Origin of the sequence: Nesterenkonia muleiensis, assembly GCF_003600155.1 — a bacterium.
GTDB classification, from domain to species: Bacteria; Actinomycetota; Actinomycetes; order Actinomycetales; family Micrococcaceae; genus Nesterenkonia; species Nesterenkonia muleiensis.
Genome location: NZ_QWLD01000056.1, coordinates 197206 through 223321, shown reverse-complemented (window position 1 = coordinate 223321; position 26116 = coordinate 197206). Strand labels below are relative to the sequence as shown.

Annotated in this window: 23 protein-coding genes; 5 read left to right on the top strand and 18 right to left on the bottom strand. The window is 60.9% G+C overall.

All coding sequences use genetic code 11. From position 1 onward, the window contains the following. Positions 1-39: 39 nt before the first annotated feature. The 8 genes from DVO78_RS17200 to trhO all read right to left on the bottom strand — a co-directional run bounded on the left by DVO78_RS17200 (position 40) and on the right by trhO (position 8785). Positions 40-288: a type II toxin-antitoxin system VapC family toxin gene (locus DVO78_RS17200; RefSeq protein ID WP_120006804.1), complete on the bottom strand. Its 249-nt coding sequence runs from the start codon at positions 286-288 to the stop codon at positions 40-42. After that, positions 233-520 carry a type II toxin-antitoxin system Phd/YefM family antitoxin gene (locus DVO78_RS17195; protein ID WP_120006802.1) on the bottom strand — a complete coding sequence of 96 codons (288 nt, stop codon included), beginning with the start codon at positions 518-520 and terminating at the stop codon, positions 233-235. Before DVO78_RS17195 ends, DVO78_RS17200 begins: the two co-directional genes overlap by 56 nt. Positions 521-633: 113 nt before the next feature. Next, the gene (locus tag DVO78_RS17190) at positions 634-1029 is read right to left on the bottom strand and encodes a hypothetical protein (protein WP_120006800.1); all 396 of its coding nucleotides are present in this window, start codon (positions 1027-1029) and stop codon (positions 634-636) included. A 59-nt stretch (positions 1030-1088) separates the two neighbouring features. Next, a complete protein-coding gene (locus DVO78_RS17185; RefSeq protein WP_238385390.1) occupies positions 1089-1841 on the bottom strand; it encodes a sugar phosphate isomerase/epimerase family protein in 753 nt (250 codons plus the stop codon). A gap of 52 nt (positions 1842-1893) precedes the next feature. Next, positions 1894-2955, bottom strand: a complete 1062-nt coding sequence (locus tag DVO78_RS17180; protein WP_120006796.1) for a Ppx/GppA phosphatase family protein — start codon at positions 2953-2955, stop codon at positions 1894-1896. 20 nt (positions 2956-2975) lie between these two features. Continuing rightward, positions 2976-5717, bottom strand: a complete 2742-nt coding sequence (gene topA / locus DVO78_RS17175; RefSeq protein ID WP_420799105.1) for a type I DNA topoisomerase — start codon at positions 5715-5717, stop codon at positions 2976-2978. Positions 5718-5931: 214 nt separating this feature from the next. Continuing rightward, on the bottom strand, positions 5932-7665 hold the full coding sequence (locus tag DVO78_RS17170) for a DUF7059 domain-containing protein (RefSeq protein ID WP_120006792.1): 1734 nt from the start codon (positions 7663-7665) through the stop codon (positions 5932-5934). A 154-nt stretch (positions 7666-7819) separates the two neighbouring features. Next, complete coding sequence (gene trhO / locus DVO78_RS17165; RefSeq protein WP_120006790.1) at positions 7820-8785, bottom strand: oxygen-dependent tRNA uridine(34) hydroxylase TrhO; 966 nt, start codon at positions 8783-8785, stop codon at positions 7820-7822. A gap of 325 nt (positions 8786-9110) precedes the next feature. Between trhO and DVO78_RS17160 the strand changes: the two genes are divergently transcribed. The 3 genes from DVO78_RS17160 (at position 9111) to DVO78_RS17150 (ending at position 13730) form a co-directional block, all read left to right on the top strand. Then, the gene (locus DVO78_RS17160; protein ID WP_120006788.1) at positions 9111-9821 is read left to right on the top strand and encodes a GNAT family N-acetyltransferase; all 711 of its coding nucleotides are present in this window, start codon (positions 9111-9113) and stop codon (positions 9819-9821) included. A gap of 192 nt (positions 9822-10013) precedes the next feature. Continuing rightward, positions 10014-11063, top strand: a complete 1050-nt coding sequence (locus DVO78_RS17155) for a homocysteine S-methyltransferase family protein (protein WP_120006786.1) — start codon at positions 10014-10016, stop codon at positions 11061-11063. A gap of 282 nt (positions 11064-11345) precedes the next feature. Continuing rightward, positions 11346-13730 (top strand): DEAD/DEAH box helicase, encoded by a 2385-nt coding sequence (locus DVO78_RS17150; protein ID WP_420799104.1) that lies wholly within the window; start codon positions 11346-11348, stop codon positions 13728-13730. 16 nt (positions 13731-13746) lie between these two features. Here DVO78_RS17150 and DVO78_RS17660 read toward each other — a convergent pair whose 3' ends face one another. Continuing rightward, positions 13747-13905 (bottom strand): hypothetical protein, encoded by a 159-nt coding sequence (locus tag DVO78_RS17660; protein ID WP_157984120.1) that lies wholly within the window; start codon positions 13903-13905, stop codon positions 13747-13749. Positions 13906-14156: 251 nt separating this feature from the next. On the opposite strand from DVO78_RS17660, the gene DVO78_RS17145 reads away from it, so the two are divergent. Then, positions 14157-14531 (top strand): ATP-binding protein, encoded by a 375-nt coding sequence (locus DVO78_RS17145; protein ID WP_120006784.1) that lies wholly within the window; start codon positions 14157-14159, stop codon positions 14529-14531. Positions 14532-14559: 28 nt separating this feature from the next. Then, complete coding sequence (locus DVO78_RS17140; protein WP_120006782.1) at positions 14560-15186, top strand: DUF4143 domain-containing protein; 627 nt, start codon at positions 14560-14562, stop codon at positions 15184-15186. A gap of 25 nt (positions 15187-15211) precedes the next feature. Here DVO78_RS17140 and DVO78_RS17135 read toward each other — a convergent pair whose 3' ends face one another. From DVO78_RS17135 to DVO78_RS17095, 9 genes are read right to left on the bottom strand one after another with little or no spacing between them, the layout of a single operon-like run. Continuing rightward, entirely contained in the window at positions 15212-16144 is a 933-nt protein-coding gene (locus DVO78_RS17135; protein WP_120006780.1) for an ornithine cyclodeaminase family protein, read from the bottom strand. A 35-nt stretch (positions 16145-16179) separates the two neighbouring features. Beyond that, positions 16180-17190: a proline racemase family protein gene (locus DVO78_RS17130; RefSeq protein WP_120006778.1), complete on the bottom strand. Its 1011-nt coding sequence runs from the start codon at positions 17188-17190 to the stop codon at positions 16180-16182. Beyond that, positions 17187-18341, bottom strand: a complete 1155-nt coding sequence (locus DVO78_RS17125) for an NAD(P)/FAD-dependent oxidoreductase (RefSeq protein ID WP_202912240.1) — start codon at positions 18339-18341, stop codon at positions 17187-17189. Before DVO78_RS17125 ends, DVO78_RS17130 begins: the two co-directional genes overlap by 4 nt. Positions 18342-18395: 54 nt before the next feature. Then, positions 18396-19307: a proline racemase family protein gene (locus tag DVO78_RS17120; protein WP_120006776.1), complete on the bottom strand. Its 912-nt coding sequence runs from the start codon at positions 19305-19307 to the stop codon at positions 18396-18398. A 57-nt stretch (positions 19308-19364) separates the two neighbouring features. Next, positions 19365-20756: a serine hydrolase domain-containing protein gene (locus tag DVO78_RS17115; RefSeq protein ID WP_120006775.1), complete on the bottom strand. Its 1392-nt coding sequence runs from the start codon at positions 20754-20756 to the stop codon at positions 19365-19367. Between the two features lie 53 nt (positions 20757-20809). Next, on the bottom strand, positions 20810-22660 hold the full coding sequence (locus DVO78_RS17110) for a dipeptide ABC transporter ATP-binding protein (protein WP_202912239.1): 1851 nt from the start codon (positions 22658-22660) through the stop codon (positions 20810-20812). Next, the gene (locus tag DVO78_RS17105) at positions 22657-23457 is read right to left on the bottom strand and encodes an ABC transporter permease (protein WP_157984118.1); all 801 of its coding nucleotides are present in this window, start codon (positions 23455-23457) and stop codon (positions 22657-22659) included. The genes DVO78_RS17110 and DVO78_RS17105 overlap by 4 nt, the downstream gene beginning before the upstream one ends. A gap of 38 nt (positions 23458-23495) precedes the next feature. Then, entirely contained in the window at positions 23496-24449 is a 954-nt protein-coding gene (locus DVO78_RS17100) for an ABC transporter permease (RefSeq protein WP_274380780.1), read from the bottom strand. 46 nt (positions 24450-24495) lie between these two features. Next, a complete protein-coding gene (locus DVO78_RS17095) occupies positions 24496-25968 on the bottom strand; it encodes an ABC transporter substrate-binding protein (RefSeq protein WP_157984116.1) in 1473 nt (490 codons plus the stop codon). Positions 25969-26116: the final 148 nt, after the last annotated feature.

The window sequence follows — 26116 nt, the reverse complement described above, 5'->3', positions numbered from 1 at the left end:
CGTGCCGCAGCACCAGTTCGATGGTCTTGGCCCGTGAAGCTACCAGATAACATCCACATCGAACTCTGCGATGGCAGGGGCTCGGGTCGCCAAAGGCAGGTTCTCCGGCTGGCTCTGCGCGGCGAAAATCCGGTCAAAAGGGTCTCGGTGTGGATACGTGAAACTTCCTGCAAGCATGGCATGCCGGTCAGAGACTGCGAGGCGTTGGAAGACATGGTGCTCCATCAACGCGTCATATTCGTCCGTCGCCCACCAGAGAAACGCATGCGTGTCGAGCAGAACAGCCATACGGTCGATGCGCTTCCCAGGCTGCCAGCTCCTCCTCGGGGAGCGGGTCGAAGAATTCAGCCGGCACAGTTCCAGTCAGCCCACCCGGGGTCCGAGGCTGCTTGGGTGGCAGCGGGACCAGACGCACATACGGCTTGCCTGCCTTGGCGAGGATGATCTCCTCGCCCTGATGTGCCCGCTCCAACAGCCGAGAGAATCGCGTCTTAGCGTCATGCACGTTGACGGTGGACATGACGAAACCTCCTGGTTAGTCCGCTTAGTTCATTCTAGGTGACTTCGGACATTGCGGCGACCGCTATTGCCTCTGCTGTCTGTGGTGCAAGAGGCTGAACACGCCTTGGACGTCTACTCCCGGAGTTCCCGGCGGGCCTGCCCGATGATGCGGTCCCGGCGGAAGATCCGGTCCAGGTGCTGCATCTGGGCATCCACGTCGGACTGGCCTGAAGAGAAGGACTGCAGTGTTTCGCGGTAGCGCTCCTCAAAGAGCTGCCAGTCCCCAGCTTCCAGCTGCGGGGCAATCTCCCGCAGCTCCTCGATCGCACGCTGGGCCTCAGTGCCCTGGGCGTGGGCCTCGGCTGTCACATCGGCCAAGAGCTGCAGGGTGCCTCCCTTGTCCAGGATCCCGGCAGTGTCCTTTTTGTCCTCGTCGAACCACCCCAACGCAGAAAGGCCGAAGAGAAGCACCAGAAGAGCAAACACACACCCGATGACCAGCAGGACGATCTCCCACCACTCGTTCACAACACCATCCACCTTCCCTTGAGGATCACCTGCTGCATGAGTCTAGGGGATGACGTCCGCTACTGGCCCAAGTGCTTCCGAGCGAAGGCCAGCGACTCTGAGAGCATGCGCTCCCGCTCACCGACCTTCCGCGCGGTCCGGGTCGAGACCTCCACCACCACTGTCCCGTCGAATCCCTCCCCGCCGAAGTCCGGCTGGGCAATCAGCTCCAGGGACTCGACCACACGCTGATTGCCCAGTCCCGGAACCAGATGGTCGTCTTTGAAACCGTTGGACCAGCCGTCGGTCAGGTGCACATGCCGCAGCCGGGACCCTAGAGCCCTGATGTTCTCGTAGGAATCGTCCTCCGCGGTCGCCGCATGGGAAAAGTCCCAGGTGACATGCGGATACGGCTGATCCACGGGGTTCCAGTGCGGCAGGTACATCATGGCCTCACGCCCTCCGGCCCGCCAGGGGTACATATTCTCCACCGCGAACAGCACCCCGGTCTCCTCCTCGATCCGGCCCACCAGCTGCGCGAACTTCTGCGCATAGCTGCCCTGCCACCGGAAGGGCGGATGCGCCACCACCACATGGCAGTCCACTGCTGCTGCCAGCTGTGCTGACTTCCAGAGCTTGTCCGCCGCTGAGCCCCATACCTGCTGGGTCAGCAGCAGGGTCGGCGCGTGAATGGACAACACCGGTAGGCCGAACCGCCAGGCATTCTCGTTCAGTACCGATGCCTGCTGAGTCTCCGCCCGGTGGGTGACCATGATCTCCACCCCGTCATAGCCGAGGTCCTCCGCGGTGGAGAACGTCTCGGCCACTCCCATGGGATACACCGAGGAGGAGGAAAGCCCTACCGGAATCCTGGGCAGTTGGTGCTCAGACACGGGCGTGCTCCACAGCGATCGCCTGCACATCCTTATGGGTGGGACGGCGCAGCTCCCGAGCCAGGTCCACATGCCCCACCGCCGGGGCATGCGGGATCTCCACATTCGCATCCCGGACCAGGGCGTCCAGCCGGCGCAGGATCAGTCCTTCGCGCAGCGCCCACGGGCAGATGGTCAGCTCCTCGATCCCGAAGGTCTTCATAGCGGTCTCAGCCACCAGGGCGCCGGCGAAGACCTGCGGCGAACGCATCTCGGAGACCCCGGGCAGCTTGGCCCGGTCTCTGGCGGAGAGCGCAGAGAGCTGCTTCACCATGGGTTTGAGCTCTTTCAGCGCCAGCTTCCGCCGCACATAGGGACCCTCCGCAGACGGTGCGGCCCCCGTCAGACGTGCCAGTGACCGGAAGGTCTTGGAGGTCGCGGTGATCTCCAGCTGGTCCTTCAGCTGCGGGAACTCGCGCCGGGCGGCCTCGATCTCCTCGCGCACATAGGTCTTCAGCGCCTTGGCCTCGGCCCTGGTCGGTGCGGCACCGTCGTCCATAGTGCTGGGCAGGAAGTCCCTGGTCAGCCGCCCGGCCCCCAGCGGGACCGACAGCGCGGTGGAGGGCAGCTCATCCTGCCCGTAGGCCAGTTCCAGGGAGCCGCCGCCGATGTCGAAGTTCAGGATGTGTCCGGCCGACCAGCCGCGCCAACGGCGCACGGCGAAGAACGTCATCGCCGACTCCTGGGCGCCGGTCAGCTCGGTCAGCTCCACATCAGCCTCGTCCTGGACCCGGTCGATCACCTCAGCGCCGTTGGCGGCCTCCCTAATCGCCGAGGTGCAGAAGCTGAGCATGTCCTCGGCCCGGTGCCGGGCGGCGAACCGCACCGCCTCGGAGATGAACCCGATGAGCTCCTGTTGGCCCGCTGGTGTGATCGCACCGCTGGAGTCCAAGTACTTGACCAGCGACAGCGGCCGCTTATGCGAGGCGAAAGCCTCCGGCTTGGCCCCGATATGAGCGTCCACCAGCAGCAGGTGCACGGTATTGGATCCGATGTCCAAAACGCCGAGTCTCATGCCGTTCTCCCTGTGCTCCGCTAGGCCTTGGCCGCAGTACGACGGCGCCCGTCAGACTTCTGTGCCGGGCCCTTCTTCGCCGGAGACTTGGCTCGCTTCTCTGCCAGCATCGAATAGGCCTGTTCCTTGGTCAGCTGCTCCAGGGAGACGCTGCGCGGAACGGTCGCATTCGTCTCACCGTCTGTGACATAGGGGCCGAACCGGCCGTCCTTGACCACCACCGGCCGCTCTGTGATGGGGTCGGTGCCCAGCTCTGCCAAGGGGGGCTTGGCCGCCCCGCGGCCGCGCTGCTTGGGCTGGGCGTAGAGTGTCCGCGCCTGCTCCTGGGTGATGCTGAACAGCTGCTCCTCATCCTGCAATGGGCGGGTGTCCGCACCCTTCTTCAAATAGGGCCCGAACCTCCCGTTGAGCGCAAGGATCTCTTCCCCGGCCTCGTCGGTCCCCACGGTCCGGGGCAGTGAGAGCAGCTTGAGGGCGTCGTCGATGGTCACCGTCTCCAGCGACATCGACTTCAACAGGCTGCCGGTCCGAGGCTTGGGCTTGGGCGGCTTCTTCTTGGGTTTGGGTTTGCCGTTCTTGTAGTACTCGGTGGGCTGGGCATCCAGATGGGCCTGCATCTCTTCCTCGCTCAGCTCCGGGATGACTTCGGTGACATAGGGCCCGTAGCGGCCGTCCTTGGCCACGATGTCACGGCCGGTCTCCGGGTCGGTGCCCAGCACCCGGCCGGAGAGGGCGGCTTGGTCGAACAGCTCCTGGGCCTTGGCCCTGGTGAGCTCATCGGGGGCCAGCTCGGCCGGGATATTAGCCCGGTCCAGCTTCAGCTCGCCCTTCTCGTTGGCCTCACCGTCGGGATTCGGCCGCTCCAGGTAAGGGCCGTAGCGGCCCACGCGCACCTCCACTCCCTCGACGATCTCAATGGTGTTGACCGCTCTGGCGTCGATCTCACCGAGGTTGTCCACCACGGTCTTCAGGCCCTCCTCAGTGGTGGCCGCACCGAAGTAGAAGCCCTGCAGCCAGGCTTCCCGCTCGATCTCCCCGCGGGCGATCTGGTCCAGATCGTCCTCCAGCCGTGCGGTGAAGTCATAGTCCACGTAGCGGCCGAAGTGCTCCTCCAAAAGCCTGATCACGCTGAAAGCGGTCCAGGAGGGCACTAGGGCTGAGCCGCGCTTGGTCACATATCCTCGGTCCATGATCACCGAGATGGTCGGCGCGTAGGTGGAGGGGCGGCCGATCTCCCGCTTCTCCAGCTCGGCGACGATGGACGCCTCGGTGTAGCGGGCCGGCGGGGAGGTCTCATGCCCCTTGGCCTCGATGTCCTCCCCGGTGAGGCTCTGGTCCTCTTCTAGCTGGGGCAGCCTCTTGTCGCTGCCCTTCACGGAGGCGGCTGCGGCGTCGTCGTGGTCTTTGACCTCCTCGTAGGCGGCCAGGAAGCCCGGGAAGGTGATGACCGTGCCGGAGGCGCCGAAGGTGGCGCTGCGTCCATCACCGGCGGTACCGGTGAGCCGGACACTGGCGGTGAAGCCCTTGGCGTCGGCCATCTGAGAGGCCACCGTGCGCTTCCAGATCAGCTCATAGAGCTTGAACTCGTCGGCAGAGAGCTCGTTCTTGACCTGAGCCGGGGTGCGGAAGGAGTCGCCTGCCGGCCGGATGGCCTCGTGCGCCTCCTGGGCGGTCTCATTGCGGCGGCTGTAGAAGCGGGGCTTCTCCGGCACCGAGTCAGCACCGTAGAGCTCGCTGGCCTGACGGCGGGCAGCGTTGAGCGCCTGGGTGGACAGCGTGGTGGAGTCGGTACGCATATAGGTGATGTAGCCGTTCTCATACAGCCGCTGGGCCACCTGCATGGTCACCCGGGAGGAGAACCGCAGCCTGCGGGCGGCATCCTGTTGCAGGGTCGAGGTGATGAACGGCGGCTGGGGCCGGCGGGAGTAGGGCTTCTCCTCCACCGAGTCCACGCTGAACTCTGCGCCGGTCAGTCCGGCGGCCAGGCTCTCGGCCTCGTCTTGGGCCAGCACGACGACGTCGCGGCGGGTCTTCTTCAGCTCACCGGAGTCGGTGAAGTCGGAGCCTTGGGCGATCCGGTCCCCGTTGACCGCGTGGAGCTTCGCAGAGAAAGACTCCCCCTGATCGGTGCTGAAGGTGCCGGTCAGGTCCCAGTAGCCTGCCGGGATGAACGCCATGCGCTCGCGTTCGCGGTCGACCACCATGCGGGTGGCCACCGACTGCACACGGCCGGCAGAGAGGCCCTTGCCGACTTTGCGCCAGAGCACCGGGGAGATCTCGTACCCGTAGAGCCGGTCCAGGATGCGCCGGGTCTCCTGGGCGTCGACCAGGTCCGAGTCGATCTCCCGGGGGTTCTGCATGGACCGCTGGATGGCCTCTTTGGTGATCTCGGTGAAGGTCAGCCGGTAGGTGGGGACTTTGGGTTTGAGCACCTCATAGAGATGCCAGGCGATCGCCTCGCCCTCCCGGTCGGCGTCAGTAGCCAGGTAGAGCTCGTCGGCGTCCTTGAGCTGCTTCTTCAGCTCGCGGACCTTGGCCTTCTTGGACTCGGAGACCACATAGTAGGGCTCGAAGCCGTTCTCCGGATCCACGGCGAATTTGCCGAAGGGCCCCTTCTTCATATCAGCGGGCAGGTCCGAGGGCTGCGGCAGGTCACGGATGTGGCCGGCCGAGGCGTCCACAATAAAGTCATCGCCGAGGTACTTGGCGATGGAACGGGACTTGGCCGGGGACTCGACAATGACGAGCTTCTTGCCTGACACGGAACTCCTTGGGCTTGACACGCAGGGCAATTGACAGTCGGTGCGCCGTCGAGTGCTCACTATAACAGCGCGCGATCCGTATGCCGTTGCGCCGGCAATCAGCCCCGAGGCGGAGCCGCAGGCGCTTTATCCTCTCTGGGCTCCATCGACGCCAGTACGCGGCATCGCTGACCCTCGGGCGGAACAAGTATGTGGGAACGCCCATGACAATGTCCTACCAGCCGAGAAAGCCTTCGGTGTAAAGATCAAGGACTTCCTGGGTCAGGACATCCTCCTCCGTGTCGGTGAGCGAGCAGACCGCGGTGATGAGCTGGGCGGCGGTGAAGTCACCGTCGGCAGCGGCTAAGAACCCTGCGGCGGCTGAGCTGACGGGCCTGCTGCGGCGCAGGCCCGCGCCCTGGCGGGCGATGATGACCTCCGGGTGCTCGGCGCCGAAGCGCTGGTAGCGCTCCTCGGTGACGGTGTCCGGCACGGTGAGGTTCTGCCCCAGAACAGCCTCGGCAGTTGTTGCGGTCTCCAGGGCACGCTGCACGGTCTGCCCGATCACCGGCCCCAGGGGCTGCTGAACCTCCCCGAGGAGTTCCTCGAAGCGAAGGTGGGCAGTGCTGCCGGCAGGCGGCTTCTGCAACCAGATGAGACCGAAGCCGATCTGCTGCACTCCGCGGGAGGCGAAGTCCGCCAGGTATTCAGCGTAACGCCGGCGGTACTGCTGGGGGCTGCGCTCCTCCGAGGCGTCGCGCAGCCAGGTCTCGGCGTATTCGGCCGGTGTCTGCACATCGCGTTGGATGAACCAGGCGCTGAGCCCGGCAGCCTCACTCCAGGTACGGGGCCGGGACTCCCAGGCGGCACCGCTCTTCCGCTCCCAGTTGCCGAGCATCTGCGCTGTCCCACCGGGGTTGAGGACTTCCGGAAGACCGGCGATGAGCTCCTGCATCAGCGCGTCGCCCTCCCGACCACCGTCGCGGTAGACGTACCGCTCCGCCTCGGTCTCCTCTGGACGGCGCGGGGTGATGACGAACGGCGGGTTGGAGACCACCAGGTCGAACCCTCGTCCCTGCACCGGTTCCAGGAGCGAGCCCTGCAGCAGTTCCACCCTCTCTTCCAGGTGTTCCGGGTTCAGGCACAGGGCGGGCGCGTTGAGCAGCAGGTTGAACCGGGCAAACTCCAGCGCACGCTCTGAAAGATCGGTGCCGACAACCTGCTCGGCGTGGTCCAGCAGATGCAGCAGCTGGATTCCGCAGCCGGTGCCGATGTCCAGAGCGGTCAGGACCTCACGCCGGTGGGTGATTCCGGCCAGGGTCAGACTCGCCTGCCCCACCCCGAGTACATGGTCGTGCGGCAGGGCGCCGTCTACCTGGTGGGCGCTGAGATCGCTGGTGACCCACATGTCTCGGATGCCTGAGCTACCTTCGACCTGATAGGGGCGCAGGTCCGCCCGGGGCTCAATTCTGGTTTCGCCTGGGTCCGAGGAGTACCGATGATCTGGAACCTCTGACTCACCGAGGCTGTTCCGGTGAGACGACGCCACCGAGACCTCGGTGCTGCCAGAATGTGCAAGCTTCAGCGTCTCCAGCCCTTCCACCCTGGTGCGCGGAAGTGCGGCATCAACCTGCTGAGTGGTGACCGGCAGGGCGACCAGCCAGAGCGCGGTGAGCACCGCGCACTTCCACTGCTGCTGAGTGGCCTGAACGCCCTCTGCCGGCACTTCCGGCAGATTCGCCCGCGGTGGCTGGAGGCAGTCCAACACATCGAGCACCCGCAGCTGACCCGGCACCAGCTGCTCGCGGTCCAGGGCAGCCACCGCCTCATCGCCCAGCAGCTGCGCCACACCGTGGTGGGTGAAGTCCGCCTCAGTCAGGTCCTGACGCAGAGCGGCAATGAGCTCAAGATCTGCTGCAGCGGGCGGAGCGGGGCTGGGCGAGACGATGGCAGAGTGAACGTCGGGCATAGACCACAGCTTATGCCGCGTCCGAGGCCTCCGCCTCTGGTCCGCCCTGGCAGCACCTTTGCTCAGTGGCCGATTATGCCGCTAATTCACACGGATTCGACCCGAGATAGCGGCATAATCGGCCACTCACGGGGATCGGTGGCGCCGTGCGGGGTCAGAGGGTTGAGGCCGGGCGTCGTCGTGCCTTGCCCAGTTCGCCCTGGTTGGGGTCGGCGGGGTTGGCCGCCAGCCGGGCCTGGCATCGGGAGCAGCGGGTGGACGCCGGGATGTCCGCGCAGTCGGTGCAGTAGAGCTGCAGGTTCGAGCATCCGCGGTCGAAGCAGTTGTAAAACCGCGAGGTCGCCGCTGAGCAGTTCACGCATTGGCCCAGAGTCTTCGCCTGGTCGCTGAACCGGGTGTTCATCCTCGCGTCGAACACATAGAGCTCGCCCTCCCAGTAGCCGGAATCTCCGTAGGTCTCCCCGTAGCGGACGATCCCGCCGTCGATCTGGTAAACCTCCTCGAATCCGCGGTCCTTCATCAGGGCCGAGAGCACCTCGCAGCGAATCCCGCCGGTGCAGTAGGTGACCACCGGCTGGTCCTTGAGGTGGTCGTATTTGCCGGAGTCCAGCTCGGTGATGAAGTCCTTGGTGGTCTCAGTCTCCGGGACCACGGCATTCTTGAAACGGCCGATCTGGGCCTCCATGGCGTTGCGCCCGTCGAAGAAGGTGACCTCCACGCCTTCGCTCTGCTTGGCCTCCACCAGTTGGTGGACCTGCTCCGGCTTGAGGTGCTCACCGCCGCCGATCACACCCTCGTCGTTGACCTTGACCTCATCCGGCACACCGAAGGCCACCAGCTCGGGGCGGACCTTGACGGACAGCCGAGGGAACTGCTCGGCCCCACCGGCGGACCATTTGAACTCGATGCCGCGGAAGGGTCGGTAGCTGCGGGTCTGCTTCACGTACTTCTTGACCGCACTCATCTGCCCGCCGACAGTACCGTTTATTCCGTGCTCAGAAATGACGATCCGGCCCTTGAGGCCAAGTTCGCGGCACAGGGTGTGCTGCCACAGCTTCACCGCCTCGGGGTCGGGCAGGGGTGCGAAGACGTAGTACAGAACAATGCGGGACTCGGTCACAGTGTTTAAGGGTACGACGAGGCCAGGAGCGAGGCGACCGGACCGACTTTCAGCCGTGATGACCGGCGGTCACCGGACACGATGAGGCGTGGAGGTTCCCCGCCCTCGGAACAAGATTGTTATGTCCTTCCCCTACCGATTGATGTGATGTTGCCTATATGTTGGATAGTGGACAGACCGTATGTAGGGTTCCGACCAGGCTCCGATCTGGGCGGGAGCTCCCAAGAGCCGCCTTAGCTCTGGTGAATATGAGCAGGCACTGACAGTGACCCGGTTGCGCGGATGATCCGCTGGATCCACTGCAGACCGAGAACGAATGGAGTGAATGATGACTTCCGAGCTGAGCGACTCACTTGTCCAGACCTGGGTGACCGGCTGGGCCCGGACCCATGGTTATGAGGTGCGCCATGAGGGGGCTGTGCATTCGGCGCTGATGGGTTCGGACTCCGGGGAGTGGGAGTACGTGGTCTTCGACCCGGAGGAGACCGAGTTGCGCAAAGTGGCCGCTGCAGTGGCCAAGAGCCCCGAACGGCTGCTGACAGTGATCGCCGAACCGGACGCGGACATCATGGGCACCCAGGAGGTCAACGGCTTGGAGCTGATCAGCGATGAGGAGAAGCTGATGGTGGTCAATATGGAGACTCAGGACGTCGAGGACCCGATCACGCCGGAGACCTACACCACCAGCCGTGAGGACTTCGAGGGGTGGACCCTGTTCACCGTGCACCAGGGGGAGAACGTGGCCGCACGGGGGCGGATGGCCGTGGTGGATGACTACTCCATCCTGGACCGGATCTACACCTCACCGGACTACCGGCGCCAGGGGCTGGGCACCTTCGTGACCCGTGCACTGCTGGCCATTGCCCATGAGCATGACGTCTCAGAGGGCCTGCTGGTCGCCAACGCCGAGGGGCAGGAGCTCTACGAGTACCTCGGTTGGACACACCTGGGCGATGTGCATGTCTTCGGCGCACCGGGGGCCACCGACCGGCGCCGTCCCTCCCACTCCCAGATCGATGAGGAGATCAGCCAGTAGCGCAGCGGGGAGCGCCCCGGATTCCAGTAGTTGAACATATTCCTTCCTGTCACTGGCAGTACAGCAAGGAAATGCATTATAGTCGTGGGCACTGCCACGGAATGTTCACATTGTACGGCCGGATACGCGAGGCCTCGCCTCGGCCGCTCCTGACGTGGCAGCTTCATGTCCCACGACTGAAAGGAGCGGTGAATGACCGCCCCCGCATCTCTGCTCGACCGGCTCGACGCCGGACCTGTCATCTGTGCCGAAGGCTTCCTTTTCGAACTGGAGCGCCGCGGCTACCTCACTGCCGGAGAGTTCGTCCCCGAGGTCGCCCTGGAATACCCCGAGGCACTGCGCACCCTGCATGTGGACTTCCAGCGCGCAGGCTCCGACATTGTGGAAGCCTTCACCTACAACGGACACCGCGAGAAGATGCGGGTCATCGGCAAAGAACATCTGCTGGAGCCGCTGAACCGGGCAGCCCTGCAGATCGCCAAGGAGGTCGCCGACTCCCGTCCCGGGGACTTCATGGCCGGCAATATCTCCAACACCAATATCTGGGATCCTGCCGACACAGCCAAGCAAACCGAAGTGCGCTCCATGTTCGAGGAGATGGTCGGCTGGGCGGTGGAGGAGGGCGCCGATCTGATCATCGGCGAGACCTTCTACTACGCCGGAGAGGCGCTCACCGCCCTGGAGATCGCCAAGGCCTCCGGCCTGCCGGTGGTGCTGACCCTGGCCCCGATGGCCTTCGAGGAGATGGCCGACGGTCTCGACGTCGTCGAGACCGCCCAGCGTCTGGAGCAGGCCGGGGCAGACGTCGTCGGGCTCAACTGCTTCCGGGGACCGCAGACCATGCTGCCGTGGCTCAAGCAGATCCGGGAGAAGGTCTCCTGCCACGTTGCGGGACTGCCTGTTCCCTACCGCACCACTGCCGAAGAACCGACCTTCTTCAACCTCTCCGATGTGCGCGCCTCAGTGCCCTCCCCGCACGGGCGTACCTTCCCCACCGCACTGGACCCACTGTTCACCAACCGGTACGAAATCGGGACGTTCGCCCAGGATGCCTATGCGCTGGGGATCAACTACCTGGGCGTCTGCTGCGGGGCTTCGCCGATGCATATCCGGCAGGTGGCCGAGGCGGTGGGGCTGACCACCGAGGCCAGCCGCTTCTCCGAGCGCATGGAGAACCACTTCATGTACGGCAGCAATGAGCGGCTGCCGGAGAACATCGTGGCCCTCGGCGCCCGCGCCTGAAGTAGCTCGGCTGCACACCATGCTCTCTATGCCTACCAGCCCTTGCCTGTCTGGGCAGGAGCAGCGCGCGTGATGCGCATCTGCGCAGGAAATAACCCGCGCACAAGTGCATAACGTGCGGTGGTCTGGGCGGCGGCCACCCGTCTGCTCACCACATTGACCGCTTAGTCTGGTGCGGTGACTGAGGACGACAACGCCCGATTGAGCCGAGTGAGCTGCCGCATTTGCGCGAGCAGCCCCGAGGCTGCTGAGGTTTGCCCGCACTGCGGGCAGACGCGTGACGTGAGTCAGCGCAGCGAAGACGCCTTTGAGCTGCTGCGGGCGGCAGGGCTGCCGGTGCGCGTGGGTGAGGGTTCTCCGCTCAAGCACATCCGCACCCTGCCTGCCCGCACAGCGGCGACGACGCCGTGGCCAGACTGGGTGCCCCCCGAGCTTCGCGCTGCCCACCGGCAGCTGGGCGCGACCCGGCCCTACTCCCATCAGGTCACTGCGGCCCAGGCGCTGCACGCGGGCCGGCACACCATCCTGGCCACCGGCACCGCCTCAGGCAAGTCGCTGGCCACTCAATTGGCGGGCCTTGCCGCCATCACCGGCGCCGCACCGGCTCAGGCAGTCGCCGCACATCCGGCCGGTGAGTCCACCATCCTCTATCTCTCCCCCACCAAGGCACTTGCCGCTGACCAGCTTGATACGCTCACCGAGCTGGCTGAGGCGGTAGGACCAGCAGGTCCCTCAGGCGGCATCAGGGCTGCCGCCTATGACGGCGACACCGACCCGGAGGAACGCCGCTGGGTGCGCCAGCATGCCAATGTGGTGCTGTCGAACCCGGATATGCTCAACGCCGGCATCCTGCCCAACCACCGCGGCTGGGCCCGGTTCTTCTCCCGGCTGCGCTATGTGATCATCGACGAGGCCCATACCGCCCGGGGGATCTTCGGCTCGCATACCGCTCTGCTGCTGCGCCGGGTGCGCCGGGTGGCCCGGTCCTACGGTGCTGATCCGGTGTTTGCCGGAGCCTCAGCCACCAGTGGTGATCCGGCGTCGTCGTTCGCCCGTCTCATCGGTGAAGCCCGGCAGAACGTCGTGGCCATCACCGAGGACGGCTCCCCGCACGGTCCCGTGGACGTCTACCTCTGGGAGTCGGCTCCCTCGGAGCAGACCGGCGACAACGATGCTCCGCTGAAGCGCAGTCTGACCGTGGAGGCCGCCGATATCCTCACAGATCTGGTGGTTGCCGGGCACCGGAGTCTGGCGTTCATCAAATCTCGGCGCGGGGCGGAGACCATCGCCGCGGTGGCCCGCGATCGGCTGGTAGAGATCGATCCGGCGCTGAAGGATCGGGTGGCGACCTACCGCTCCGGCTACCTCAAGGAGGAGCGGCGGCAGTTGGAGGACCATCTGCGCTCCGGCGCACTGTTGGGTGTGGCCTCGACTCCTGCGCTGGAACTGGGGATCGACATCTCGGGGCTCGATGCGGTGATCATCGCCGGCTGGCCGGGCACCCGCGCCAGCTTCTTCCAGCAGCTGGGCCGCGCAGGACGGTCGGGTCAGCGGGGCGCGACGTTCTTCATCGCCGGTGACGATCCGCTGGACGCTTATCTGCTGGAGAACCCGGAGGCGATCTTCGACACCCCGGTGGAGGATGCGGTCACCGATCCGCATAACCCGCATGTGGCGGCCCCGCATCTGTTGGCCGCCGCGCAGGAACTGGCGCTGACCCCGGCGGACCTGGAGGACGGCGGACTCTTCGGCGGGCTCGGCTGGCTGGTGGAGGCGCTGACTGAGCAGGGTCACCTGCGACGTCGCCCCCGGGGCTGGTTTTTCGCCCACGACGACGCTTCCGCCGCCTCCTGGGTGAGGATGCGATCCGACGGCGCGGGCCCGTACACCATCGTCAACGCCGAGGACGGGACAGTGGTCGGGGATATGGGTGCCGCCCAGGTGCAGCCGCAGGCCCATCCGCAGGCGGTGTATGTCCACCAGGGGCGCAGTTATGTGGTGGAGGAGCTGGACCTGGAGCAGAATGCTGTGCTGGTCAGACCGGCCAATCCGCCGTTCTACACCCAGGCCCGTGAGACCACCTCAATCGCCGTGGTGGAGGAGCTGGAGCACCAGCAGTGGGGTAAGTTCCGGCTGTGCTTCGGGACTGTTGAGGTAACCTCGGCAGTGGTCGGATTCCAGCGCAAGGCCCTGGGCACCTCGGAGGTGCTCTCCGACGAGCCGCTGGAGCTGCCGCCCTCGACGCTGCGCACCCAAGCGGTGTGGATCACCGCCCCGGAGACCGCCCTGCAGCAAGCCGGCGTCATTGTGGAACATATTCCGGGTGCACTGCACGCCGCCGAGCACGCGATGATCGGGCTGCTGCCGCTGCTGACCAGCTCCGACCGGTGGGACATCGGCGGAGTCTCTACCGCCCTGCACGCCGACACCGAACTGCCCACCATCTTCGTCTACGACGGGCACCCGGGAGGAGCAGGATTCGCCGAACGGGGGTACCGGGCGGCTCAGGAATGGATCAGCGCCACCGCAGCAGCGATCGACTCCTGCCGCTGCGCCGACGGCTGCCCCAGCTGCGTGCAGTCCCCCAAATGCGGGAACAGGAACTCCCCGCTGAACAAGCAAGGGGCGCTCAACCTGCTCAACGCCCTGCTGAAAGCCGGCCGCTGAGTGCGCTGAAAGTGCCTCACAGACGGCGGGAGGCATACCAGATCGCCGCCAGCGCCATCATGATCAAGGCGAGGAACACAGCCAGTGGAAAGAAATCAGTGAAGGAGTCAACGGCCCAACCGCCGCCATCGTCACGCACCTGGTGCGCATATGGCGTTCCTGGCCCCTGTCGCATAAGCGATCCTTCTGCCCATCAATCTCCTGACGCAATTGACAGTATGGAAAGGCCACGCAGCACGCACACACTGTGCTCAAGCAGAACTGTGGAAAACGCTCGAAATCCCTACCTTCAGACATTGGCTTGGGGAAAACTTCTGCCCCTGCTGCACCATAAGGAAATTTCAAGGTGCACGATGAAGGGAAGATCAGCTCCGATAATCAACCTCAGAGGTTCCGATAATCCACCGCAGCGGCTGCACTAGCTGAATGAATCTTCTGGAACGCCATATCAAGCCTCTGCTGCTTGAGAACTTGTCCTACTCCCGGATTGTTGGGGTCCTGAGACCGCGGCAGCCCGGCAAGACCACGCTGGCGCGCGAGGTGACGCGAGAGCTGGGCGGGGAGTTCGTCACCTTGGGCGATGACACCGTGCGAGCAACGGCTCAGGATGGCCCAGTCGCTTTCGTCCATCAGCACCCTGACCACTTGCTGACCAGCGATGAGGTCCAGCGTGCTCCTCAGCTGGCCCTGCACGGCAGCTTTCCCGAACTCAGACAACGCCCCTCTGAGCGGACACTCTCTGCATGGTTCGAAAGTTACGTCACCCAGCTGACTCAGCGCGATGCCCTAGAAACAGGATGAGGTAAGAAAGGCTGACCACCTCCCTAGCTTGCTGCGACTCCTCGCCGCGCGCAATGCGGGGGAGATGAACTACGCAGACTTGTTCAAGGAGACGGGAGTTCCAGCCACGACAATCAAGCGTCACGTGGCCCTGTTGGAGGCCCTTTTTCTGGTGCAGCGCGTGCCCGCCTGGGAACGGAACCTCTCCAAGCGCGAAGTGTCTCGCCCCAAAGTGTCCTTGCTCGATACGGGACTGGCAGGGTACCTCATCAATGTGGGACCAGGGGCCGCAGTCCCCGGGATGAATCCAGACTTAGCGGGAAACCTTCTGGAGGGGTTCGTCGCTGCTGAGCTGAAGAAACAGCTGACCTGGTCGGAGGAGCGCGCACAACTGTATCACTTCCGCGATCACGATCTCGGCGAGGTGGATCTGGGTCTTGAGACTCCCGATGGCCGCGTAGCAGGGATCGAAGTCAAAGCTACGTCCAATCCGTCACCCAAACAGCTGAAAGGCCTGAAGCACCTTCGAGATTCACTGGGTGATCGCTTCGTCGGGTGTCTTCTGCTTCATACTGGCCCTCAGCCAGTATCCCGGGGAGACAGGTTAGCCTCAGCTCCGCTCGACTCTCTCTGGCTCTGGGGCACCGAACAGGCCCAAGCGCTCGGAGACTCCTGAGGGCGCCCTGCCTGCGCAACGGTCCTCAGACCTCAAGTCCAGCGACGACAGCGAGGTCCTGCCAGGACATACCGGTCCCTTTGAACACGTTGGGCCGGTCTTCAGCCCGGGCTGCTTCTCCCCTGACCAGTGCGCCCAGTTCGTGGAGGTTAGGACTGGACTCAGCGATGTGCCCCTCCTGTGCGGCCAGGATGACGTCGCCGGCTTCCCGAAACGCCGTGGACCGCTCCTCCACTACCACCAAGGCTCGCTCAAGCAGCTCCCCCGGCAGTTCCCGCCGGTCGGGCTCATGGGAGCCGATGGCCGCCACACAGGCTCCGTCCCGCACCAGCTCCGGGTCAAAGAGAGGTTCAGCAGCCGACGTGGCGCACACGATGATGTCGGCCTCCGCGACATCCTCAACCTGTCCCGTCAAGGCGGTGATGTCCCGATCCGCGAGTTCCTTCAGCACCGGCTGAGTCCGCTCCGGAGTTCGGCCGATAATTCGGATGTCGCTGAGATCGCGGATGCGGCTCAGGGCCACAGTGTGCTCTACGGCCTGGGGGCCGCTGCCGAACACCACCAGCCGATGCGCCTCAGGGCCAGCTAGGCGGTCACAGGCCACTGCCGTAGTGGCCGGGGTACGCAGCGCTGTGAGCACTGACCCGTCCAGCAGCGCCTTCGGCGTCAGTGTATCGGCGTCCAGCAGAAGGTAGACCGCCTGGATCCGGGGCAGTCCTCTGGCGGCATTACCCGGGGTGACCGAGGCGATCTTGACGCCCACAGAGGACCCCAACGACGACGGCATCAGCAGCAGATGCCCTGCCCCCGCCGGCACATGCACCCGGGCGGGATCCTCTGCGGGGCTGAACCCTGAGAGAAGCGCACCCTCGATCAGCTCTCGCGCGCGGTCAGCAGAGAGCTGCCGCCGAACCTCCTCCGCCGTCAGATACGGCAGATTATCTGCGTCAATACTCAACGCGTGTCTTCTCCTTCAAGGGTCTGAGCAGATATCTACTCGCTAGGATGTTTGTCGGTGTGGTCGTCAGCGTTGAACGAACCCTGTTCCCAGCGGGTCCTGATGGTCGAGTTCAAAGGTGTGACGGTCGGGTAGCCGCTAACATCATCCGTCGGGGCGCACCTGGGATGGAAGCGGGTACCGACTACGGAGTAGTGAATGAGTGTCTGCTCCGGGGCTACGGTTTGCGCCTCGGCTAGGGCAGCGAGCCGTGGGGAGGTTAGGGAGCAGCAGGGGGAGCGGTCCACTTCTCCGTCAGCGAAGACAGTGATGTTCCGCTGATGCGGGGAGCCGATCTTCTGGTCAACTCCTAGGTCATCGAAAAGGATGGTTCCGTAGATTCCGCTATGCCGGTCATCGGTGGGGTGCTGGGCAAACTCGCAGCTGTTCAGCACCCATTTGATCTCCCGGCCGACGGCGATCAGCTCGCTGTAGTGCTCTGGAGACACTTCCAGATCGACAGCACCTGCCGGAACTTGGGCGTAGATCGCTCCACCGTACGCGACATCGACGCTAACCTGCCCGCGGGATGTCGTGAGTGGAACCTGCCGGTGCAGGACGTGGCTGAGGACGTTGACGAAGTCGACAGCCGTGACCCGATCTTCCGGCGTCGTGCTTGCCTGTGCGGTGACCCGCCCGGAGGGAACGTTGATCCCCACGTCGGTGGTCCCGGTGGGATCAGGGGATATGAGACCGGAGTGGACAGCCCCGGCACCGAGGGCGATAGCTCCGTGGCCGCAGGCTGTGGAGAACCCGCCCTTGTGACAGAACAGCACACCGAGGTGCGCGCCGTCGTCATCGGGAGGGACGATGAACCCGCCGTACATGTCTGCGTGGCCCCGGGGCTCGAAGCAGAGGAATTCCCTCAGCCGCTGTGTATCGGGGGTGGCAACGGCATTGGCGCGCCGCTCCACAACAGTCTCGCCCGACAGCTCAGCCGGCGGATGCTCCACAATCCGAAACGGCTCCCCCGCCGTGTGATAATCCACCGTAAATACAGGCTTCATCCTCGCTCTCCCCGCGAGATAAACCGTGCAGGAGAGAAAGGCGCAAGGTTCAGATCAGGCGGGCTGCCGCTGAGCACCTGGGCAAGGAGCTTGCCGCTGCCTGCAGCGAGACCAGCCCCAGCACCTTCATGGCCGGTGGCGTTCCAGAGTCCCTCCACGGCCGCATCTGGACCGATGATCGGCAGGTGATCCGGGCTGTAGGGGCGGAAACCGAACCGGCTGCCCACGATCTGCACGTCCTGCAGGAATGGGAAGAGCGTCTGCGCATTACGGGTGATCAGATCCACAGCCGCCTTCCCGCCCTCAGCTGAGAAACCCATCCGCTCCCGAGAAGAGCCAAGTAGGATCTCCCTTGAGGGCAGCGCTTCGATCACCGCCGAGCCCTGCAAGTCGGCCTCCGAGGAGCTGACCGTGTCTAGGTACTCTGCAGCCGAGACCTCGTGGAAGACCCGCGGCTCGGTCGCCTCGGTAACCAGCACGTAGCCGCGGCGCGGCTCAACCGGAACGTAAGCCCCGGCCAACTTCGCCACCTGCCCGGACCACGGTCCACCGGCGTTCACCACAGCCCCGGCGGAGAAATCACCCCGGGAGGTCTGCACTCCAGTGACTCGCTCGCCGTCCCGCAGAAACCCAGTCACCCGGGTCTGGGTGTGGAGTCGCGCACCGGTCTGCTGAGCCAGCTCGAGCAGCCGGGTCACCATCTTCGGCGGTGCCAGCCGCGCGTCATCCGGGTAGAGGGCACCACCCGCCACCTCCGCGGTAAGAGCAGGTTCGAGTTCACGTAGCTGCTGGACATCCAACATCTCCACCTCGATACCGAGCTGGCGTTGCTTCGCGATAGTACTATGCAATGATTCCAGGGAGGCATCCGTGGAGGAGACCATCACTCCTCCACGCAGCTGGTAGTCCCAGTAATCGGCCTGTTCGGAAAGTTCGTCGCGGTAGAGGCTCAGCGAATACTGGGCCAGCTCAATCTCAGGAGCGAGGGTCTTGTCGGAGATGCGCACATGCCCCTCGCCTTTAGAAGAAGTCTCCCCGGCGGGTTTGCCCGCCTCGACCACGGTGACATCCAGGCCCTGCTGAGTGCAGTAATAGGCAACGGCGGATCCGATTGCCCCGGCCCCGATGATGAGCACGTCTGATGAGCTCACGGCGTTACCCTTCCACCTAGACTGGATCCGCGACTCCGATTGGCCGGTCACAGCTCAAAGCCCTGCGCCCTGCGGGATCACGGCCGGAATACCTGACACTTCCGTGACTTCAGTCAGGTTCCCAACGAACCGGGACCCGATGAAAGACTCGTTAATGAACTCCTGACCCAGCGCTAGCTCCCCGCGGGCGTGCACCTGCACCATCCGAGCGCTGGTGCCGGTGCCGCAGGGGGACCGATCGAACCAGCCGGGGTAGATCACCATAGCGTGCCGCGAGTGCCGGGCGTCGGAACCCGAGGCTTTCAGGTAGACGTGGTGGCAGCCGCGAAGGTCCGACCGCAGCGGGTGGGTCGGTTCGTCGGCGGCATTGATGGCAGCTATAATGTCCGGTCCGGCACGCAGTAGGTCGTCCTTCCGCACCCGGTCGAAGGGCAGACCCAGAGACTCCAGATCGACGACGGCGTAGAAGTTTCCGCCGCAGGCCAGGTCGTAGTCGACAGCCCCGAACCCAGTCACCTGCGCGTTCTGCCGCACCGAGAAGCTAGACACATTGGTTATAACCACCGACTCGGCTCGGCCGTCCTGAACCTGCACCTGGGCGGTGACCAAGCCTGCGGGGGTGTTTAGGCGAATCGTCGTTGTCGACTCGGCGACCTCCACCATACCGGTCTCTACCAAAACGGTGGTCACTCCCATGGTCCCGTGGCCGCACATGGGCAGCAGGCCGGAGACCTCTATGAACAGCACTACCCAGTCGGCGTCGTCTCGTGGGGGCCGCTGCAGGATGACGCCGCTCATCGCACAGTTGCCACGTGGCTCGTGCATAATCAGACAGCGCAGCCCGTCCCGGTCCTTCATGAATCCGGGCCGACGCTCTGTCATCGTGGTGCCGGGGAGCGCGGGCAAGCCACCAGTGATCACCCGAGTAAGCATCCCCTCAGCATGGGAGTCTATTGCTCGATACATAAAAGGAGTTCCCCACTATAAGTCCCCAAGTCTACATAGATAACGACTAGAACATTTCTAGACGGAAGGAGAAACCCTACGTAAAACCCGAAGTCCAGAGAACATGATATCAAAGCCAGAAGACTCCAATTCATGAAAAGTAATCAAACGGGGAATCTGATCAGCACGAGAGGGGACTGTCAACAGAGAGTTACTACTAGAAGGAACAGCACGACCTGCCTTGACAACTTCCCTATCCGGAATCACAACACCCTGTCTGTCACTCAATTGGCGCGTACTGGTCACCTGGAAGCCATCGCCCGATTCTTCAATATCAACTGTTAACCCACAACGCCGATAGGTTCCTGTAAAAGGACGAACATCGACTTTATCTTCTCTAACTGAATAATTAGACGCAAGCGGATTTACTCCATTAACAAGTAAATAACTCAGAATATCTCGATGAATTACATCATTATCAGAACTATTTACGTGGCATACGAAAACAACATTATCAGCCGGGGAAACAATTGCATGAGTACGTCCGCCCAGAGAAGTGCCTCCGTGGTGAACAACCATCTCACCTGGACCCCGGGAGAACTGCCACCCCAAACCGAAACCGCTGTCATTACCGGTAGGAGCAAAACTCGTCGGAGTTTGCATGGCAGCAGAAGAAGCCACACTCAACAGACGCGGTCCCGACGGGATCTGCCCTCCGTCTAGATGCATGCGCAAGAACCTAACTGTGTCAGCAACAGTGGTCATAAGGGTAGTTCCGGCAGGCGACCATGCACTGGGGAACAAGAGTTGAGGTGTGGATTCATGGGCTCCAATCGTTGGAAGAGGATAACTACCCACAGAAAGACGGTGGAGAACCGCTTCCGCCAGGGAAACTACAGTCCGAGATAGCCCCAAGGGCCGTATTACGCGATCCAGAAGCAAGTCATGAAAGTTGCGTCCTGTGACTCGACGCATAACTAACTCAAGCACTATCCACCCGATATTATTGTAAGAAGCACAGTAGTCAGGTTCAGTAATTTTTCCGAGCCTTGAAATCGGATCTATATAGTCGTTAACGCCATCTGGGTACTCCCTAGAGTTGACAAAAAGATCCGAACAATCCACGCCACTCGTGTGGTTAACCAAATTTCTGAGGGTTAAGGAACGCGCTACTGCGACATCGGCCCCGAATCTGATGTCAGGCGCGTAATGCATTACCGGAGTATCAAGATCTAAAAGGCCCTCGTCCACCAAAGTCATCAATAGGGTCGTAGTCCACACTTTGGTCACAGAACCAGTAATAAAGGCTGTACTTGGTGTCATCCTCTCCTGAGTATTCACATTGCTGACACCGGCGGCAGCCTCGGCATAGACACCGTCTTGCCAAACGCCTACAACGGCACCCGGAAGATGATACTCCGCTACTTTATTCTGAAGAAGCTGAGTAAGATGAGTGCTATCAAATGACATAATAACCCCTTATAAATTATTAGATTCAAATAAAATCAGATAGAGCAATATATTCAGGTCCTCGCCGCGGAGAGCCATCCTGATTTTCTGGGCACGGAATCGAGAAGATGCTTCGTATAGTTCTCCCGCGGGTCGGTAAGTACATCTTCCGTATACCCTTGCTCTACGACCCGTCCCAGTTTCATAACATATAAATAGTCAGTAACTTGCCTGACAACCGCCAGGTCATGAGTGATGAACAGAAATCCCACCCCCACGTCTCTATTGAGGTTCCTGATCAAATTGAGAATCTGGGCTTGCACTGAGACATCGAGCGCAGAAACTGGTTCGTCGAAAATCAGGAATTTCGGCTCAGCAGACAGAGCTCGAGCGATAGCTACACGCTGCCGCATTCCTCCAGATAAAGAAGAAGGCCGTTGGTCCGCAATCGAACTCGATAGCCCCACTCTATCCAGCAGTTGCTCGACCTTAGCCCGGACATCCCGAATCCCCGGATTATGTACAAGAACTGATTCCTTTAACACAGTTCCAATTCGCAACTGCGGATTCAAGGTGGAGTAGGGATCCTGAAAGACCACTTGCAACGTGCTACGGAGCTGACGTCTGGCGGCCTTCCCCACGCTTCGCCAATTAGACGCCTCAATTCCGTCGATCAGAATGCTACCGTTAGATGGTTCCTCTAACCCCGCAATCATTCGCGCCAAAGTTGTCTTTCCCGAGCCGGACTCTCCCACTAGTCCAACACATTCTCCGGCACCTACCTCCAGATCCACCCGGTCTACCGCTACCTTCATGTTTCCCCTGGAAGCCCGGAACTCCTTCCCAACTTCTTTAACAGATACAAGGGGCTCAGGGCGCTCAGAGTTAACACCGGGTTCTGCATCAGCGGCCTCCAGCTCAACCTGTCTAATCTCACCTGCAATCTCGGAGATTCTTATACACGCAGAGGCGTGATTTTCCCCCAAGTCCAACAAGGGTGGTGAGATTTCTACGCATTCGGGCGTGACCCATCTACACCTGCTTGCGAATACACATCCAACTGTGACTTCCCCCGGTGTTGGCACAGTACCAGGTACTGAGACCAGTTCCTTTACTCTCCGCGCAATAGGCGGCTCTGAGCGAAGCAGCCCATGGGTGTAAGGGTGCATAGGGGCCTCTTCGAACTGGTCGGCGGGTGCATGCTCAATTACAGAGCCTGCATACATGACATATATGCGATCACACATGTTGAATGCGACCCTCAAGTCATGCGTGATGAGAATCAATCCCATTCCGCGTTCAACCTGCAGCTGTTTTATGAGACTCATCGTCTCACGCTGAGTCGTAACGTCGAGCGCGGTTGAGGGCTCATCAGCTATCAAGATAGTCGGATCGGAAGCAAGGGCGGCAGCAATGGCCAATCGCTGTCGCATACCACCAGAAAGCTGGAAAGGATATTGGTCAATCACTGATTCATCGTGAATACCAACTTCCTTTAGTCTCTCGACAGCTAAGGCGCGGCGGTGCTCCCTGCTCAGCCGTTTCCCCCCATCTGAGAGAGACTCCACAATGATACGACCCGCACGCATCAAGGGGTTGAGAATCGTGAAAGGATCTTGTAAAATCATACTTAAATCTGACCCCCGAAGAGAACGTATTCTCTTCTCCGAAATACTCGAAATATTTGATCCTTTGTATTCAATATTTCCCCCTACAGTAAGAGCTTTAGGAGCCAGACCAATTAGGCTTTGAGCCGTGACCGACTTCCCGCTACCCGACTCCCCGACAATGCCAATGGTCTCACCCTCACTCAGCGTCAGATCAACATCTTTAACAATGCTCTGTAGCCCTTTATCGCCTCTCCGGGAGACCGTCAGTCCTTTAACGCTCAGCAACAGCGAACCATCTTCTACGGCATAAGTCACGATTTGTTTCCTTCCCCTCTCAAAGCGTCGTCGATCCAATCACCTACGGAGGTCATAGCTAGTGCAAGCAGAGCAATCAAAGCAGCTGGAACTAAAGTTGCTGCCGGATTAGCAAGCAGCAGTCCTTGATTTTCCGCAACCATTAAGCCCCAGTTTGGAGTTCCAGGAGGGGCCCCCAACCCCAGAAAAGATAACCCAGATAGTGAAACTAGAGCGGCGGCAAAGACTAAGAATGCGTTAGCAACCGCAATAGGCGCAACATTCGGCCAGACATGCTTGAGCATGATTCTAAAGTCAGAAAGACCAATAGTCTTTGTAGCCTCAACATATGGCCTGGATACCTGCTCCAAAGCGGCACCGCGCACTACCCTAGTGTCGAATGGCGTACTCAGAAAAAGCAAAAGAAACACGGACACCCAATACCCAGCTCCGGTAGTTCCCGCCACCAGGATCAAAACTAGCAGGTTCGGAATAGACCACATTAGATCAACCCAGCGCATAATCAGGTTATCTATCCGACCACCATAATATCCGGAAATGAGGCCAAGAATATTGCCTATGAAAAAAGAGCCTACAGCGATAATCAGAGGTCCACTAACCGCTGAACTCGTTCCCTCAATTACTCGTGACAATATGTCGCGTCCGAGACTGTCTGTGCCTAGCAGATTCTCGCGTGAAGGCAGACTGATCGATTGAGTGAGGTCTTGCGAATGAGGGTTCATAGGGACAACCCAGTTTCCACCAACCGAAAGGAAGGCAAATATTAACAGAATTGCGGCGCAGAGCTTAACGATCACCGGTGCGGTTCGTGTCCTTCTCATCAGGGTAAACATAATCAGGACCCGTCCCCGAGTCTTATCCTCGGATCTATAAAGGAATAGAGTAAGTCTGTAGTCAAATTAATAAGCATAACCATAGTCGCCATAAAAAGTGCCACTGCCTGCAACATAGGAATGTCCTGGTACCTTGCCGACTGGACAAGGAGCTGACCGATGCCAGATATGGAAAAGGTGACTTCAATTAACACCGCACCAGTGATCAGCATAGAAAGTACGATGCCACTGATAGTTACAATGGGGATCATTGCATTCTTGGTTAGGTAAGTCACGAATATCCGCATAGAGGGGACGCCTCTAGCTCTGGCGAATACAAGATAGTCTTCGCCCAGGATACGACCGTACGCAGCCCGAACATGGCGTGTAATGTAAGCACCACATATCAATGCTAGAGATAGGCTTGGCAGAGTGAGGTGCCAAAGAGATCCAATGAAGCCCTGCCCTGATCCCGACGTCGGGAACCATGGCATCACAATCGCGAACAAATATAGGAAGAGTACTCCTACGACGAAGGAAGGGATCGACATTCCGGCAACAGCGGTAATCACCGCAACACGATCAATGTTCGTCCCCTGACGCAAACCAGCTAGGACGCCGAGCGTGGCTCCGCCTACGACGGTTATTATGAACGCGTAAATACCTAAAGCCAGAGTTGTTGGAAGACGATCCGCAATTTCCTGAGAAACTGGAAGCGACGTGCGTATTGAGGTTCCAAAATCGCCCTGCAAAGCATTAGTTAGCCATATCCAGTACTGGATATAAAGGGGTTCATCGAGATGGTACCGTTCGTTTAGTGTTGCTACCGTCTCGGGAGTCCTCGGGACCGGACCTAGCAGGATATCAATCGGATTCCCCGGGGACAGGTGTATTAAGGAGAATATACCCACTGAGACGAGGAACATGACTGCGATCATCGCACTAAAGCGCCTCGCCAAAAACCATGTTATTTGCATCATTGGTTACTCAGTTCTAGCCTCTGGACCTGTTAGTCGACTGCTGCTACTCGCTCGCCGGATCTAAATACAGTGCCCAGGGGCCGGTCATCCTCCAAGCCCCACTGAATTCAGGCCAGTCGATTCTATCTGAAAGGGCTACAGCAGAGTCTTCAAGGTAAATCGGTATATAAGGAACATTTTCACCTAATTCCTCCATGAGATTACCATAAATTTCCAGCCTTTCTTCGGGATCGGAGGTACTGAAACCTCCAGCAATGAGAGAGTCTACATTCTCTTTGCTCCAGTTACTTCTATTCCAATTTCCTTCTGATGCGTTATCGCTTCCCAACGCAAAGTCGAGAGCTCTACCTGGGTCGACACCAATCCCGCCAAAGACGTTGAATGCAGACGGCACCTCTTCTCTGTCTTCGCCCAGGACAAGTGCAGTACTAGCCTCGCTGGTCAACACATCCACTTCAACGTTGATACCGACCTCTTCAAGTTGGGCAGCTATTACCTGCGTAATATCAGCATGCTCTTCAGTTGCAATGAGGGTCCCTTCCACCTCGTCCCCATACTGAGACCGAGACAACTCTTCCCTGGCCTGATCAGGGTCGTAGTCATAAGTCGGAACGTTCTCGATCGCTTCAGCAACCTCATCTTCATCGCCAAGACCTAAGAGCAGATTCTCAGGGATGAACGTGTCCTGGGGCGAAGCAGCCTTTCCGCTGGCAGTGATCAGGGACTCCTTGTCGAGGGCATACGCTGTCGCACGGCGGACGTGGACATCATCCCAAGGTTCCTGCAAGACGTTGAGAGCCACAGCTCCAACTCGGTTAATTCCCTCTGCGACTATTGGTTCTTCACCTGCTGTAGAAGTGAACTCAGTTACGTCCTCCGGGAAGACCAGTTCGATTTCTCCGGCGCGAAAAGCAATCGCAGAACTATTCTCGTTATCGTAAAACGTCCATTCGATCTCATTGACGGGAGGGGTCCCTCCCCAGTACTCAGTGTTTGCACTCAGCTCAGCGCCTGTTGTCGGATTGAAATTATCTAGTTGCCAGGGACCTGTTCCTACTACACCAGTGCCTGGCTGCCCAAAGCTCTCCTCGTTCTCCTCATAAAACGCCCGCTCAAAAATCCCGACCGTATTTCCGGCTGGAACGAATTGCCATCCGGCATCAGGCTCGGACAGGTGCACCGTGACAGTTTGATTGTCTGTCGCTTCAAATTCCTCGACGCTATCCGGGAAGTTGTAAGCATTTGCTGATCCTTCAGCCAAATAATACTCGTATGTGAAGACCACATCTTCTGCTGTTAAGGGATTGCCTGTGGAAAAGGTGGCGTCTTCCCTTAGGTTGTAGACATAGGTAGTCTCATCGACCTCTTCCCATGATTCAGCTAGCCAAGGGGAGAGTTGCCCACCCTCATCCAGAACGAGGAGTGGTTCAAGGATCAGCCCGCCAATTCCAGAGCGGTAACCAGCGTTTGACTCAGCGTAGTCAAAAGTCGAAACTGATCCCGATCCTACGCGCATCGTGTCCAGTTGACCGTTACTGGCCGTGCTAGCCTGCTCTCCACTCCCTGTGTCACCGCAGGCAGCAAGTGATAGAGTCAGAAGCGAAGCAACTGCGACTTTTTTTGTGCAAGTATTACGCATATTTCCCTCTCAATATTCTCTAATG